This is a genomic window from Phenylobacterium sp., assembly GCF_036963605.1.
In the GTDB taxonomy this organism is placed as follows: Bacteria; Pseudomonadota; Alphaproteobacteria; order Caulobacterales; family Caulobacteraceae; genus Phenylobacterium.
Genome location: NZ_JBALUY010000001.1, coordinates 38,255 through 51,603 on the forward strand (window position 1 = coordinate 38,255; position 13,349 = coordinate 51,603).

Annotated in this window: 13 protein-coding genes; 5 read left to right on the forward strand and 8 right to left on the reverse strand. The window is 69.9% G+C overall.

The features are described 5' to 3' along the window. Positions 1 to 78 precede the first annotated feature (78 nt). Positions 79 to 780, reverse strand: a complete 702-nt coding sequence (locus V7702_RS00195) for an arylesterase (protein WP_335648127.1) — start codon at positions 778 to 780, stop codon at positions 79 to 81. A 67-nt stretch (positions 781 to 847) separates the two neighbouring features. Between V7702_RS00195 and V7702_RS00200 the strand changes: the two genes are divergently transcribed. Then, positions 848 to 1,555: an ABC transporter ATP-binding protein gene (locus V7702_RS00200; protein ID WP_335648128.1), complete on the forward strand. Its 708-nt coding sequence runs from the start codon at positions 848 to 850 to the stop codon at positions 1,553 to 1,555. Next, entirely contained in the window at positions 1,552 to 4,068 is a 2,517-nt protein-coding gene (locus V7702_RS00205; RefSeq protein ID WP_335648129.1) for an ABC transporter permease, read from the forward strand. Before V7702_RS00200 ends, V7702_RS00205 begins: the two co-directional genes overlap by 4 nt. Positions 4,069 to 4,089: 21 nt before the next feature. Here the strand turns inward: V7702_RS00205 and V7702_RS00210 are convergent, their stop codons facing one another. The 6 genes from V7702_RS00210 to V7702_RS00235 all read right to left on the reverse strand — a co-directional run bounded on the left by V7702_RS00210 (position 4,090) and on the right by V7702_RS00235 (position 9,012). Beyond that, positions 4,090 to 4,479, reverse strand: coding sequence for a VOC family protein (locus V7702_RS00210; protein ID WP_335648130.1), 390 nt, complete (start codon positions 4,477 to 4,479; stop codon positions 4,090 to 4,092). 87 nt (positions 4,480 to 4,566) lie between these two features. Next, positions 4,567 to 5,454, reverse strand: a complete 888-nt coding sequence (locus V7702_RS00215) for a hypothetical protein (protein ID WP_335648131.1) — start codon at positions 5,452 to 5,454, stop codon at positions 4,567 to 4,569. A 90-nt stretch (positions 5,455 to 5,544) separates the two neighbouring features. Further along, positions 5,545 to 6,171: an SMI1/KNR4 family protein gene (locus tag V7702_RS00220; RefSeq protein WP_335648132.1), complete on the reverse strand. Its 627-nt coding sequence runs from the start codon at positions 6,169 to 6,171 to the stop codon at positions 5,545 to 5,547. A 153-nt stretch (positions 6,172 to 6,324) separates the two neighbouring features. Next, the gene (locus V7702_RS00225) at positions 6,325 to 7,008 is read right to left on the reverse strand and encodes a hypothetical protein (protein ID WP_335648133.1); all 684 of its coding nucleotides are present in this window, start codon (positions 7,006 to 7,008) and stop codon (positions 6,325 to 6,327) included. Positions 7,009 to 7,279: 271 nt separating this feature from the next. After that, a complete protein-coding gene (locus tag V7702_RS00230) occupies positions 7,280 to 7,984 on the reverse strand; it encodes a GNAT family N-acetyltransferase (protein WP_335648134.1) in 705 nt (234 codons plus the stop codon). A gap of 11 nt (positions 7,985 to 7,995) precedes the next feature. After that, positions 7,996 to 9,012, reverse strand: a complete 1,017-nt coding sequence (locus V7702_RS00235; protein ID WP_335648135.1) for an aldo/keto reductase — start codon at positions 9,010 to 9,012, stop codon at positions 7,996 to 7,998. Between the two features lie 145 nt (positions 9,013 to 9,157). On the opposite strand from V7702_RS00235, the gene V7702_RS00240 reads away from it, so the two are divergent. Further along, the gene (locus V7702_RS00240; RefSeq protein WP_335648136.1) at positions 9,158 to 10,321 is read left to right on the forward strand and encodes a serine hydrolase domain-containing protein; all 1,164 of its coding nucleotides are present in this window, start codon (positions 9,158 to 9,160) and stop codon (positions 10,319 to 10,321) included. Between the two features lie 15 nt (positions 10,322 to 10,336). Here V7702_RS00240 and V7702_RS00245 read toward each other — a convergent pair whose 3' ends face one another. Beyond that, complete coding sequence (locus V7702_RS00245) at positions 10,337 to 10,948, reverse strand: TetR/AcrR family transcriptional regulator (protein WP_335648137.1); 612 nt, start codon at positions 10,946 to 10,948, stop codon at positions 10,337 to 10,339. Positions 10,949 to 11,177: 229 nt separating this feature from the next. Here V7702_RS00245 and V7702_RS00250 point away from each other — a divergent pair, with 229 nt between their 5' ends. Together V7702_RS00250 and V7702_RS00255 are read left to right on the forward strand one after the other, a co-directional pair. Next, positions 11,178 to 12,242, forward strand: coding sequence for a formylglycine-generating enzyme family protein (locus V7702_RS00250; protein WP_335648138.1), 1,065 nt, complete (start codon positions 11,178 to 11,180; stop codon positions 12,240 to 12,242). Next, positions 12,239 to 13,333: an MBL fold metallo-hydrolase gene (locus V7702_RS00255; protein WP_335648139.1), complete on the forward strand. Its 1,095-nt coding sequence runs from the start codon at positions 12,239 to 12,241 to the stop codon at positions 13,331 to 13,333. Before V7702_RS00250 ends, V7702_RS00255 begins: the two co-directional genes overlap by 4 nt. The last annotated feature ends 16 nt before the right edge of the window (positions 13,334 to 13,349 follow it).

Genomic DNA, 13,349 nt, shown 5'->3' on the forward strand with positions numbered 1-13,349 from the left:
TCTCACGAAGCCTAGGCGGCGTAAAGAACAAAAAGAGAACAAATGGAGGATGGGGTCAGCTCGGGCGGAGGCCTCGCCCTAATCCTCCGCCAGCGCCTCCGCGACCGCGGGGGCGAGGCGCTGGGCGATGATCTTTACGCCCGTCGCATTGGGGTGGATGCCGTCGTCCTGGTTCAGGGCGGGGTCGAGGGCGACGCCGTCCAGCAGGAAGGGATAGAGCGGGATGTCGTAGGTCTGGGCGAGGCTCTCGAACACCGCGGTGAAGTCGGTGGCGTAGGCGCCATAGCTGGGGGGCGCCTGCATGCCGGCCAACAGGACCGGGATGTTGCGGCCCTGCAGCCCGGTGATGATGGCCTCCAGATTGGCGCGCATGCGCGCCGGCTCGATCCCCTGCAGCAGGTCGTTGCCGCCCACGGCCACGACGCACAGGTCGGTGTCGTCCTGGATGCTGAAGTCCAGCCGGGCCAGGGCGCCGGCGGTGGTGTCGCCCGACACGCCGGCGGCCCGCACCCGGACGGGCGTTCCGGCCGCCGCCAGGGCTGTCTCCAGCTGTGCGGGCAGGGCCTCGCGGGCCGGCAGGCCGTAGCCGGCGGTGATCGAGTCCCCCAGGATGGCGACCACGGGCAGGTCCGCGCCGGCTCCCGGCGGAGGCGGCGGATCGGCGGCGGGCGTGTCCATGCGGGTCGGTGGAGTGGCCTCGCCCCCGCAGCCGGCGGCGCCAAGGGCCAGGGCGCCCAACAGGAGGGTTCGACGGGAGAGCAAGGTTCGGCGTGCGATCATGGCTGTGGTCCCCCATATAGGTCGGCCGGGCGGGCAGGAAACGCTTAAGCCCGCCATCGGGAGCCCCATGACCGAAAACCCGCCTGCGCCGCCGCCGCTCACCCTCTCGGCCCTGACGCTCAGCCTGCCTTCTGCGGCCGGTCCGGTGAAGATCCTGCGCGGGGTGGACCTGACGGTATCGCCTGGCGAGACGGTGGCCATCATCGGCCCGTCGGGCTCGGGCAAGTCGTCGCTGATCTCGGTGGCCGCAGGGCTGGAGAGGCCGACCAGCGGCACGGTGCGCCTGTTTGGTCAGGACCTGGGGAGGCTGGACGAGGATGGCCGCGCCCGCCTGCGCCGCGGTCGGGTGGGCCTGGTCTTCCAGAGCTTCCACCTGCTGCCCAACATGACGGCGCGGGAGAATGTCGCCGCCCCCCTGGAGCTGGCCGGGCGACGCGACGCGATGGACGAGGCCGACGCCTGGCTTGACCGGGTCGGGCTGGCGGCGCGGCTGACCCACTATCCGCACCAGCTGTCGGGCGGTGAGCAGCAGCGGGTGGCCCTGGCCCGCGCGCTCGCCGTGCGGCCCGAACTGCTGTTCGCCGACGAGCCCACCGGCAATCTGGACGGGGCCAACGGCGCCATGGTCGCCGACCTGATGTTTGACCTGCTGGCGCAGGCCGGCGCGGCGCTCGTCCTGGTCACCCACGATGCGGCCCTGGCCGCCCGCACCGACCGTATCGTGCGCATGGCAGATGGCCTGGTTGTCCCAGCCGCCGATGAGGTCGGCGCATGAGGCTCGCCCTGCGGTTCGCCGGGCGGGAGTTGAGGAGCGGGGTCGCGGGCTTCCGCATCTTCCTGGCCTGCCTGGCGCTGGGCGTGGCGGCCATCGCTGCGGCGGGCTCCACGGCCGAGGCCTTCCGCCAGGGTCTGGCCAGCCAGTCGCGGGAAATCCTCGGCGGCGACGTGGTGTTCAGCATCGACCAGCGGCGTTTCACTGACGAGGAGCGCGCCGCCTTCGCGAACCTTGGCCCCAGCGTCTATTCCGTGCGCGCCAACGCCATGGCGCAGACGGCCGATGGCCAGCGACGGCTGGTGGACGTGCGTGGGGTAGGCGAGGCCTATCCCCTGGTGGGCGTGGTCGAGCTGGAGGGCGCAGCCAGCCTGGCCACAGCCCTGGCGCCGGCGGATGGGGTGGCCGGAGCCGCGGTGGAGCAGGCTCTGCTCGACCGCCTGGACCTGGAGCTGGGAGACATCTTCACGGTGGGCCAGACCCGCCTGCGGGTCGGCGCGGTGCTGATCTCCGAGCCCGACCGCATCGGCCGCGGTTTCGCGCTGGGTCCCCGGGTGCTGACCGACGTGACGACGGTGGAGGCCTCGGGCCTGCTGGGCGGCGGCGGCCTGTTCGGCGAGGCGGTGCGGGTGCTGCTGTCGCCTATCGCGGACCCAGAGGCGGCTATAGAGGAGGTGCGAGAGGCCTTTCCCGACGCCGTGTTCGAGGCCCGCGACTGGTCGGAGGCCGCGGCCGGCGCCGGTCGGCTGATCGACCAGCTGGAATACTTCCTGGGCTTCATCGGCCTTGCCTCTCTGGTAGCGGGCGGCCTGGGGGTCGGCGGGGCGGTCTCGGCCTATCTGGAGGGGCGCAAGGCCTCCATCGCCACGCTGAAGGCGCTGGGCGCGCAGGGGACGCTGGTGCGCGACATCTATCTGATCCAGATTGGCGCGCTGGCCCTGCTGGGCGTCGCCATCGGCCTGGGGATCGGGGCTGTGACGCCGCTGATCATCGGCGCGCTCGCCGCCGACCAACTGCCGATCCCGGCCCTGTTCGCCGTCTATCCGGAGCCCCTGGTCCGCGCCGCGGCCTTCGGCGTGCTGGCGGCCGGCGCCTTCTCCCTCTGGCCCTTGGCGCGGGCCCGGACTACGCCGCCGTCGTCGCTGTTTCGCAAGGAGATGTCGGGCCGCCCGAGGCTTGGCCTGGAGACGGGGCTGGCGGTCGCCGCAGCCCTTGGCCTGGCGGGCCTGGCCATCCTCACGGCCCCTAGCCGCTGGGCCGCGGCGGGGCTGATCGGCGGGGCGGCGGGGGCTTTCCTGGCCCTCAGCCTGCTGGGCCTGCTGGCCGCCTGGGGCGCAGGCCGCGCGCGCCGCCTGGCCCGAGGCGCGGTTCGCCTGGGCCTCGCCAACCTGGCCGGACCCCGCTCGGCCGCGCGCACGGCGACGCCCGCCATCGGCCTCGGCGTCGCCCTGCTTTCAGCCATCGTGCTGATCCAGTCGAGCCTGCTGGCCCAGGTGAGCGAGGTGGCGCCCCGCACGGCGCCCTCGCTGGTCTTCACCGAAATCCCCGCCGACCGGATCGAAGCCTTCGACGCCGTGATCGAGCAGACCCTGAACAGTCCGGGCGAGGACCGCTACGCCCGCTTGCCGCTGATCACCGGCCGCATCACCCGCCTGAAGGGCCAGCCGGTGGACATCGAAACCATCGACCGGGGCGAACGCTGGGCCTTTGACGAGGACCTGACCCTGTCGGCCCTGGACGGCCCGCCGGAGGTTTCGGAGGTCACCGCCGGCGCCTGGTGGGCGCCTGACTATGCCGGCCCGCCCCTGGTGGCCTTCGAGCGCGACGCGGCCAAGGGCGCGGGCCTTGAGGTCGGCGACACCATCACCCTGCAGGTCCTGGGCCGCGAGATCGACGCCCAGATCGCTGTGCTGCGCGAGGTGGACTGGGGCGGTTTCGGCGCCAACTTCGCCGTCATCCTGAACTCAGGCGCCATCGAGGGCGCCCGGCCCCGCCACGTGGCCATCGCCATGGCCAGCCGCGCCGAAGAGGCCGCGGTCACGCAGGCCCTCGCCGGCGACTTCGCGGGCGTCAATGTGATCAGCGTCCGAGACCAGCTGGAACAGGCCGCCACCCTATTCGATCGCCTGGCGCTCGCCATCCGCGGCGCCGCGGCCGTGGCCGGCGCGGCGGGCGTCCTGGTGCTGATCGGCGCCATCGCCGCCGGCGCCCGCTTCCGCGCCCGGGAGGCGGCGACGCTCAAGGTGCTGGGCGGAACCCGCGGCCAGATCGTGACCGCCTATCTGGTGGAGTACGGCCTAGTCGGCCTGATCGCAGGCCTGGCCGGCGCAAGCCTGGGCGCAGCCGGCGCCTGGCCGGTGGTGACGAGGGTGTTCAACGCCACCTGGAGCGTGGACTGGCCGGTGATCGTGGGGATTCTCGGCGGGACGACGGCCCTGGGCGTGGTCGGCGGCGCGCTTGCCGCGTTCGCGGCCCTGTCGCGCAGACCGGCCGCCGTGCTGCGCGAGGCGGGCTGAGACCCGCCTCGCGTCGCAGTCTTACGGCCGGTGCAGGGCGCAGAGCTTGTTGCCGTCGGGATCGCGCACATAGGACAGGTGCAGCGCCCCCATGCCGCCCTCGCGCAGGCCCGGCGGGTCCTCGATGGAAACCCCACCGTTGGCCACGGCCACGTCGTGGAAGGTCTTCACCTGTTCAGGGCTGTCGCACTTGAAGCCGATGGTGCCGCCATTGCCGAAGCTGGCAGGCTCACCATTGATCGGCTCACTGACGCAGAAGACCGATCCGTTGTGGATGTAGAACAGCCGCTTGTGCCCGGTGGGCGCGGCGTTCTCCATCGGCTGGCCAGCGCCCAGCGTCGCCAGGACGGCGTCATAGAAGGCCTTGGACCGCGCAATATCGTTGGTCCCGACCATGATGTGATTGAACACGTATTTCCCCTAACGTCTGCCGTTGTCCGGCGAGGTTAGGGGCAGGGGACGGGTTGCGTCTACGGGGCTCAGCGAGCCCCCTGCGGTTTAGCGCCGGACGCGGGCGGTGGTTTCCAGTTGGCCGATCCGCCGGTCCAGATAGGCGCGTTCCTCGGCGGTCGGGCTTGCCCGCTCATAGGCCGCGGCGAGGCGGTTCAGGTCCTCATGCTCGACGCGGAGCTGGGTCTGGGCGCTGGCCGACAATCCGGAATAGGGCAGGGCGCGAAGCACGTTGTCGAGGCGCGCGCGCGGCGTCTGAACGGTCCCATTGCCATAGCCGACATCGCCGACGCGAGCGTCCAACTGGTCGAGCCGGGCGTCCAGGTCGGCCTTCTCGTTGGTCGTGAGCTGGCCATCGCGCAGATAGCCCGCTTCGATCTGCACCAGCTGCGCATAGTCGTACTTCAGGCGGGTCCCCTCGGTGCGGGGCAGGCGCCGCGCAGCGACGGCGGCGTCCACCCGGCGGTCGAACGCCGCGCGGCCGTCAGCCACCATCGCCGTGTTGTGGCCGCCATCAGAGTACTGACCATCGGCCAGGGCCTGGGTGAGGGCGCCATAGCGCTGGGTAAGTTCGGCGCGCTCCTGGTCGGTGAAGCGCCGGTCGGCGCCGTAGCGGGTCTCAAGCTCGACCAGGGCGGCGTAGTCACGCTTCAGGCGCAGGCCCGTGGCCTGGTCCAGGGCGCGGGCGCGGATGTCGGCGTCCACGCGGCTGTTGAACTGGCTCTGCTGCGTCAGGAGCGGGGTTTGCCCCATAGCCCATTGCGATTCCACCGAGGTGGTGACGCCGATGCGGTCGCCGAACAGGGCCCCCAGGATGGCGCCGATGCGCTCCTGCTGCTCAGTCGAGCCCTGGGAACTGGTTTGCGCCAGCGCTGCGGGCGCCACGGTCAGGGACAGGGCGAGGGTGGCGGCGGACAGGGTCCGGATCGAAGGCATGGGGCGCTCCTGGGAATGGCTCAGCTTGTAGAACGGCTGCGCCGGCTGGAAGTTGCCTGAGCGTCCGATGTCAGGGAAGCTGAGACGTCCTCACCGCTTCGGCGGCTTGAGCTGCGCCGTCAGGGTGAGAGACTGGAGCCTCGTCGATCCATAGCCGCCCGACCGCGTCCAGTCCTGCGCCGCCTCCGCCTGGGCGGCCCCAAGGTTGAGCCACGGGTCGAACAGGGCGTCCTGGGGCGTCAGGCGCAGGAAGTCCTTGGGCTGGATGTGACGGGTGGCGAGGCCTGCGAGGAAGCCGGTCAGATCGCAGTCCAGGGTCTCCATATCCACGACATCGCGATCGCACAGGAAGATGCGCCAGGTCGCCGGCGGGCCGTCCACGATCCAGAAGACGGTGTCGCCAAACTCCGACCGTCCCACGGGCAACAGCCCGCCGGCCTGCGGCCAAAGGGGGTAGGGCAGCTCGTCTGCGCCGCGCAGGGGCTCGCAGATCTCCCGGATGCTGGTTTCAAAGCGAACGTGCGAGACCCGGCTTCTGGGCACGTGGATATGCAGGACGTCGAAAAAGGTCCCGTGCCCATAGCGCCGGACCAGGGCCTTGTAGTCCTCCGGCAGGGCGGTCCCGAGCTGATGCTCCAAGGGCTCCCAAGGCCCCTCGAACGGCGCCGAGGCCACAACCGGCGGCGGGATGGCCTTGATGAGCGCCTCGATGGTCATGGCTGGTTCGGTTTGTGGTGGGCCGGCGTGGTGCCGTGGTGCCGGACGCTGATCTGATCGACCATGCCTTCCCCCGTTTCGATTGGCACCGACAAACTGCCCGCGTATCGAACGGAGTGAAATTCGAGAGTGCTTCGAAGAAGTCGCACGGCGCTAGGGTTGGGGCGCTGTCGTCTGCCGCGCTTTGAGCATCTCTTCCATCGTCCGCTCGATGGCCGCCTGCCTCCCTTCGCAGAATGGCGCGTCGGAGGGGGTCTCGCCCGGATCAAAGGCGATCCTCGCCTTCGCAGGAAACAGCGTGACAGACCCGTCCTTGGGCACAACGGTCATGACCGAGCCGTCAAGCTTGAGATCTACGGCGGCGACGTCCCGACGGTGGCCTTCGAAAATGTCCCAGACGACCACCCTGGCAGAGGTTCGCGTCGCGTTGACCTTTCCACGAATGAGAAGGAAGTCGAAGAAAGGGATGGCGTCGCAAATCTGTGGCGTCGCGATGGTGCCGCCGATGATCCCGTTGGTGACATTCATGTCGATCGCCATCCTTTCGGACGAGAGATTCAAGTCTGCACCGTCGACATACCCTTCGGGGTCGTTGATCCAGCGACCACTCCAGGCGGCATCTTGGTAGTACCAACTGGAAAACTGGTCGCTTGTCTTCTGCACCTCGCTCGGCAGCTGCCTGACATTCGACAAAATTGGGTTGATGTTGAGAAGAACCGCTCCGAGTGCTGCCCCTACGGCGACCGCCAATGCCCATGGCTTGGTGACCCATTGCCATCGGCTTCGCGTTGGCGGAGGAGGCGCAGGAACGCGTACCTTTTTCGGCTTCTTGCTCATCAAGCGCGACTATAGTTCGAATCGAACGCTAGGCGCACGCCTCGTGGCGCCCGTTACCTGACAACGTGCTGAAGGTGACTCAGGAACCGGGGCCACATCATCCGACCTCTGATCATGGATGGCGCGGCAACAGAATACACCGTGACGCCGGAACATGTCGGCCCCTGCATGGTGCCAATCTCCATCAAGCTGGAGGCCACTGAGCCCGGCCAGTTCACCTGCAATCTGGCCATCTGGGGCGCAGCGCTCACGCGAGGCTGAGGCGCAGGCTTCAAGCGACGTGAAAGTCCACCCCGACTATCTGTCCGCCTAGGCGCTGGGCGAGCCGCTGGGACGCCAGATTGTCCCATGAGGTGCTGTAGAAGGGCGTCGCGCCACAGGCGCGCACCGCTTGCGCCCAGCCGGCGACGGCCGCCAGGGCATAGCCCCGCCGCCGGAAGTCGGGATGGGTCTCCACCCCCGCGCAATGGACCGTGGGCGAGATGCGGACGCTGGCGCAGATGGCCGCTGCGGCGCCCTCGGCGATCACGGCTACGAAGGGCCGCCGATGGGCGACGTCTTCGAGCCAGTCGTTGAACCGCCCCACAAGACGTTCGCGGGCCCCTTCATCGATGTTGACGACGTCCAGGCCTGGCGTCTGCGCGGGCGGCAGCACAAAGGCCGGCCCCGCCCATATCTTCTCCACCGGCGCATGCTCGGCCAAGACCGCCAGATATTGGTCAGACTGGGCCGGAAGCCGGGTGAAGGCCTGATCGGGCGGCTCCTCCAGAGACAGGGCCTGAAGCCTCTGCAGGAGATCGACTGGAAGGTCCGCGCGGCCCCGAAGGATCGGCCCCGCGGCGGTGCGCATCAGGTGAAACCTGGGCGCCGGCCGGCAGTCCCATTCGTTGGAGCCGAGGAGGCGGCCATCGCCATCGGTGCGATAGAGGGCCGCTACGCGCTCTTCGAGCAGGCCTGGTCGCAGATCAGCGCTCACCTCAGCCCCCCTCACCCCATCGGGTACAGAATCTCCTTCGACACCTTGTCGATGGCCTTCATCACCTCGTCGCTGAGGGTTAGGTCCATGGCGGCCAGGATGTCGGGGAGCTGGTCTTCGTGGGTGGCGCCGACGATGGTGGAGGCGACGAAGTCGTGCTGCTTGCTCCAGGCCGTCGCCAGCGTCACCAGCGACATGCCGGCCTCAGCCGCGATGGCGGCGAATCGGTCGGTGGCGGCCATCGTCTTGTCGTTGACGAAGCGCTGGGCCATGGCGCCCTGGCGGCCGCCCAGGGCCAGATAGTTGGAGAAGCGCGCGCCCTGCGGCCTCGCGCCGTCCTTGTACTTGCCCGACAGCACGCCGCCGGCCAGGGGCGAATAGGGGATCAGGCTGACGCCTTCCTGGCGGCAGGCCTGGGCCAGCTCGTCCTCGAACCGGCGGTTGTTCAGGCTGAAATTGTTCTGGATGGTCTCATAGCGCACCGTGCCCTCGCGCTCGGCGACCGCGACCGACTTGGTCAGGCCCCAGCTGGTTTCGTTGGAGCAGCCGATGACGCGCACCTTGCCGGCCTGGACCAGGTCGTCGAGGGTGCGCAGGGTCTCCTCATAGCCGACGCCATGGTCGGGCCAGTGGGTCTGGTAGAGGTCCACATAGTCCACATCCATGCGGATCAGGCTGCCCTCGATGGCGCGGGTGATGTTGTGGCGGTCCAGCGCGGTCATGCCGGCCCGCATGGAGCCCTTGATCCAGCCATGGCTCGGGCCGCAGACCTTGGTGGCGACGATGACGGCGTCGCGGTCCTTGGTCTTCAGCCAGCGGCCGAAAATCTCCTCGGTGCGGCCGGCCCATTCGGGGCTGGGGGGCACCGGATAGTTCTCGGCCGTGTCATAGAAGTTGATCCCGGCCTCGAAGGACTTGTCGAGAATGCGGTGGGCCATGGCCTCGTCGGCCTGGCCGCCGAAGGTCATGGTGCCCATGCAGATGTCCGAAACGACGATGGCGCTGCGGCCCAGGCGTTTGTGGCCCATGGCGTATCCCCCTTGATGTTCGGCGCCGCCGGCGTGGGCGGCGGCCCTGGTCGGGCCCTGACATAGCACTTCGGCCCCGCCCCTCGCCAGGATCGGCGTGGCGCCCTAGCTTGGCGGCAAAACAAGTATAGGGCGGGAAACCAACATGAAGACGATCATCGGCCTGGCCGCGGCGCTGGCCTTGAGCGCGGGCGGCGGCGCGTGCGCACAGGATGCGCTGAAGCCCGACACCCCCAGCATCCTGGCCTGGTCGCCGGAGCAGCAGAGCCTCGGCTACCGGACCATCGAGGACTTCTACAAGGTCAACACCATCGCCCGCGGCGAGCAGGTCCGCCCCCTGGTCATGGCGCCGCGCCAGATCGATCCCACCTTCACCCACGACGGCAAGGCCTGGACCGTCGCCTCCTATATGGAGGCCTTCAACGTCTCGGGCGTGCTGGTGCTCAAGGACGGCGACATCCTGCTGGAGCGCTATGGGATGGGCCGCCAGCCGGCCGACCGCTGGACCTCGTTCTCGGTGGCCAAGTCGCTGACCTCGACCCTGGTGGGCGCCGCGATCCAGGACGGCAAGATCGCCGGCCTGAACGCCCCGGTCACCGACTACATCCCCGAACTGGCGGGCTCGGGCTATGACGGGGTCACCGTGCGCCAGCTCCTGATGATGAGTTCGGGCGTGAAGTGGAACGAGGACTATACCGACCCCAATTCCGACGTGGCCCAGGCGGGCGCAGCCCCGGTCGAGGCCGGCCTCAACCCCATCGTCGGCTATATGCGCAAGCTGCCGCGGGAAAACGCGCCGGGGACGACGTTCAACTACAATACCGGCGAGACCGACCTGGTGGGCATCCTGGTGGCCAACGCTGTCGGCATGAGCCTGTCGGACTACGCCTCGGCCAAGATCTGGAAGCCCTATGGCATGGAGCGCGACGCCATCTGGATGGTGGACACCTCCGGCCAGGAGCGGGGCGGCTGCTGCATCTCCATGACGCTGCGCGACTATGGCCGCGTCGGGCAGTTCATGCTGGAGGGCGGCATGGCCGGCGACCAGGCGGTGCTGCCGGCCGGCTGGGTGAGCCAAGCGACCTCACGCCAGATCGACAATGGCGCGGCCGGCTACGGCTATTTCTGGTGGATGAACGAGAGCGGCGCCTATCAGGCCTCGGGCATCTTCGGCCAGTCGATCACCACCTATCGCGACGACGGCCTGGTGATCGTCATCAACTCCGCCTGGCCCCGGGCCACGGGACCGGATCTGTCGGCGGCCCGCTCGGCCTTCCTCGACGCGGTCCACGCCGCGGCGACGGACTAGGCGAGGGCTAGCGCCTCAAGGCGCGTCGAAGCCGGCGATCAGGGCGGCGACGGCCAGCTCGAGGGCCTCCACCGTGCGTTTGGCCGACAGGCCCTGGTCGCGGCGCAGCCGGGCCCAGGCCTCGAAGCTCAGCAGCATGTCGAGGGCCTCGAAGCGGGCCTTGTCGCGGGCCGCCTCGGCCGGCAGCTCCCGCCGCAGAATGTCCCGGGCGAGGGCGGCGAAGCGGGCATGGTCGGCCTCCAGCACCTGTGAGCGCAGGCGGTGGACGTCGGCGGCCCGGCGGAAGGGGGCGATCCGCTCATAGGCGCTCGCCCGGCGCTGGACCAGTTCCAGAACCCGGCCGCGCCAATCCCCGGCCTTGAAGGGCTGGGCGATGACGTCCTGCAGCTCCGCGCCGATCACCGCCGACATCTCGCGATACAGGCTGTCCATGTCGTTGAAATGCCGGAACACCGTGCGCAGGCCGACCTTGGCCCGGTCGGCCACCAGTTCGGCCGGCGGCGAGGTCTCTCCGGCATGGACCAGCTCCAGCATCGCCTGGACGATCCGGGCGCGGCTGTCCTGGGAGCGCCGTCGCCGGCCGTCGGCGTCCTTCGCCGGTGAGGGCGCGGCGGCGACATCCAACATGGCGCGCGGCGTGCTGACGGCTGGAGACTTGGACCCGGTCATGATCGCTGATTAGAGCGCGGCGGGCCGCGGCGCCAGCGCTTCGCACGCCAGGGGCTGGGCGGAGGCGCTTCTGCGCAAGGCCGCGCCTCGCAGGCGCATCCGCAGCGCCCTTGAAATCAGCATTATATGTGCCAATAGTTTCCTCATCTCCCGCAGGTCAGCATGTCGGCGAGGGGTAGGGGACATTATGAGGCGTCGCGCAAAGCATGTCCTTGGGGGGATTCGTCTCGGCGCCCTGGTCGCAGGCCTGGGGGGCCTGACAGGCTGCGCAGGTTCGAACCCCGCCCCGCACCAGGCCTGCCTGGCCAGCCTGGAGCTCCCGGACCCCCAGGCCCCGACGGCAGGCATGCTGCGGCTGGACGGCGGGACCTTCGCCATGGGGGCCTCACCCGAACATTCCGAGGAGGGGCCGCCGAGACAGGTGCAGGTGGGCGACTTCTGGATCGACCGCACGGAGGTGACAAACGCCGCCTTCGCCCGCTTCGTGGCGGCCACCGGCCATGTGACCCTGGCTGAACGTCCCCTGGACCCCGCGACCTATCCGGCTCTGACGGCCGCCCAGCGCCAGCCGGCTTCCCTGGTCTTCGTCGGCGCAGGCGCCGCCGGCGGCGACCCCGCCGCCTGGTGGCGGATCGTTCCCGGCGCCGACTGGCGTCATCCCGAGGGACCGGGCAGCACGATCGACGGCAAGGACGCCTGGCCCGTGGTCCACGTGGCCTGGGAAGACGCCATGGCCTATGCCCACTGGCTGGGTCGCGACCTGCCCACCGAAGCCGAGTGGGAATATGCCGCCCGGGGCGGGCTGGAGGGCGCCCGCTACGCCTGGGGGGACGATCCGGCGTCCAGTGACGATCCCAAGGCCAACACCTGGCAGGGCGTGTTCCCGGTGGTCGATTCCGGCGCCGACGGCCACAAGGCCCAGGCTGCGCCCGTCGGCTGCTTCGAGGCCAATGGGCATGGCCTCTATGACATCACCGGCAATGTCTGGGAGTGGACGTCGGACTGGTACCGCCCGGGCCTCGCCCCGGCCAAGGTGATGGCCCAGGGCGGCCCGCCGCGGGCCATGTCGCGGGACCCGGACGAGCCTGGCCAGCCCAAGCACGTGATCAAGGGCGGCTCCTTTCTCTGCGCCGACAACTTCTGCTTCCGCTATCGCCCCGCCGCCCGGGCGCCGGGCCCCCATGATGGCGGCGCGGCCCATATCGGCTTCCGCACGGTCCTGCGAAGCCCCAGCTTGGAGCACGCCTCATGAAATGGCCCTTGAGGATCGGCCTGGTCGTCGTCGTTCTTCTCCTGGTGGCGGGCGGCGGACCCTGGCTCTTCCGAGGTCCCCTGGCCCTGGCGGCGATGGACCGCGTGATGGCCCGCAACCTGGCCGCCGATCCCCTCGCCGACCTGCCCGACGGTCTCCATGTGGCCCTGTGCGGCGCAGGCTCGCCCATGCCCGACGCCACGCGGGCCGGACCCTGCACGGCGGTGATCGCCGGCCGACGCCTGTTCGTCGTCGACGCCGGCTCGGGCGCCAGCCGCAATCTGACCATGATGAACCTGCCGCCGGCGCGGGTGGAGGCCATCCTGCTCACCCACTTCCATTCTGACCATATGGACGGATTGGGGGAGCTTCTGATGCAGCGCTGGGCGGCCAGCTCGGCGGCGGCGCCCACCCCGGTCTATGGCCCGCCGGGCGTCGAGACCGTGCTGGCCGGGTTCGCCCAGGCCTACAGCCTCGACCGAGGCTACCGGATCGCCCACCACGGGGCCGTGGTCACGCCGCCGACCGGCTATGGCGCGACGGCGCGTCCCTTCGCGATTCCCGAGGGGCAGGTCAGCCTGATCATCCTCGACGAGCCCGATCTCAAGATCACCGCCTTCCGGGTCGACCACGATCCCATCGACCCGGCGGTCGGCTACCGTTTCGACTACAAGGGCCGCAGCGCGGTGCTGAGCGGGGACACCACGCCGTCGGCCGTGGTCGAAGCCCAGGCCAGGGGCGCCGACCTGCTGGTGCACGAGGCCCTGTCCATCGATCTGGTGAGCCGCCAGCGCGCGGCGGCCGAGGCGGCGGGGCGGACCAACCTCGCCCAGATCTTCGGGGACATCACCGACTATCACACCACGCCCGAACAGGCCGCTCAGCTGGCGCAGCGGGCCGGCGTGAAGCTCCTGCTGCTCAACCACATCGTGCCGCCCGTGCCCATCCGCGCCCTGGAGGGTCCGTTCCTGGGGGAGGCCCGACGCCAGTTCTCCGGCCGGCTGCAGGTCGGCCGCGACGGAGACCTGATCTCCCTGCCGGCGGGGAGCGACGAGGTGCGCGCCGGTCGGCGGATGAGCGCCCAGCGCTGAGCCGCGCCTTCGCCGA

What these genes read in the sequence shown, in the direction of transcription:
- V7702_RS00240 (WP_335648136.1), top strand. Translation starts at nt 9,158, where the DNA reads ATGAAGACGATCATCGGCCTGGCCGCGGCGCTGGCCTTGAGCGCGGGC.
- V7702_RS00200 (WP_335648128.1), top strand. Translation starts at nt 848, where the DNA reads ATGACCGAAAACCCGCCTGCGCCGCCGCCGCTCACCCTCTCGGCCCTG.
- V7702_RS00235 (WP_335648135.1), bottom strand. Translation starts at nt 9,012, where the DNA reads ATGGGCCACAAACGCCTGGGCCGCAGCGCCATCGTCGTTTCGGACATC.
- V7702_RS00195 (WP_335648127.1), bottom strand. Translation starts at nt 780, where the DNA reads ATGATCGCACGCCGAACCTTGCTCTCCCGTCGAACCCTCCTGTTGGGC.
- V7702_RS00245 (WP_335648137.1), bottom strand. Translation starts at nt 10,948, where the DNA reads ATGTTGGATGTCGCCGCCGCGCCCTCACCGGCGAAGGACGCCGACGGC.
- V7702_RS00255 (WP_335648139.1), top strand. Translation starts at nt 12,239, where the DNA reads ATGAAATGGCCCTTGAGGATCGGCCTGGTCGTCGTCGTTCTTCTCCTG.
- V7702_RS00225 (WP_335648133.1), bottom strand. Translation starts at nt 7,008, where the DNA reads ATGAGCAAGAAGCCGAAAAAGGTACGCGTTCCTGCGCCTCCTCCGCCA.
- V7702_RS00220 (WP_335648132.1), bottom strand. Translation starts at nt 6,171, where the DNA reads ATGACCATCGAGGCGCTCATCAAGGCCATCCCGCCGCCGGTTGTGGCC.
- V7702_RS00250 (WP_335648138.1), top strand. Translation starts at nt 11,178, where the DNA reads ATGAGGCGTCGCGCAAAGCATGTCCTTGGGGGGATTCGTCTCGGCGCC.
- V7702_RS00205 (WP_335648129.1), top strand. Translation starts at nt 1,552, where the DNA reads ATGAGGCTCGCCCTGCGGTTCGCCGGGCGGGAGTTGAGGAGCGGGGTC.
- V7702_RS00215 (WP_335648131.1), bottom strand. Translation starts at nt 5,454, where the DNA reads ATGCCTTCGATCCGGACCCTGTCCGCCGCCACCCTCGCCCTGTCCCTG.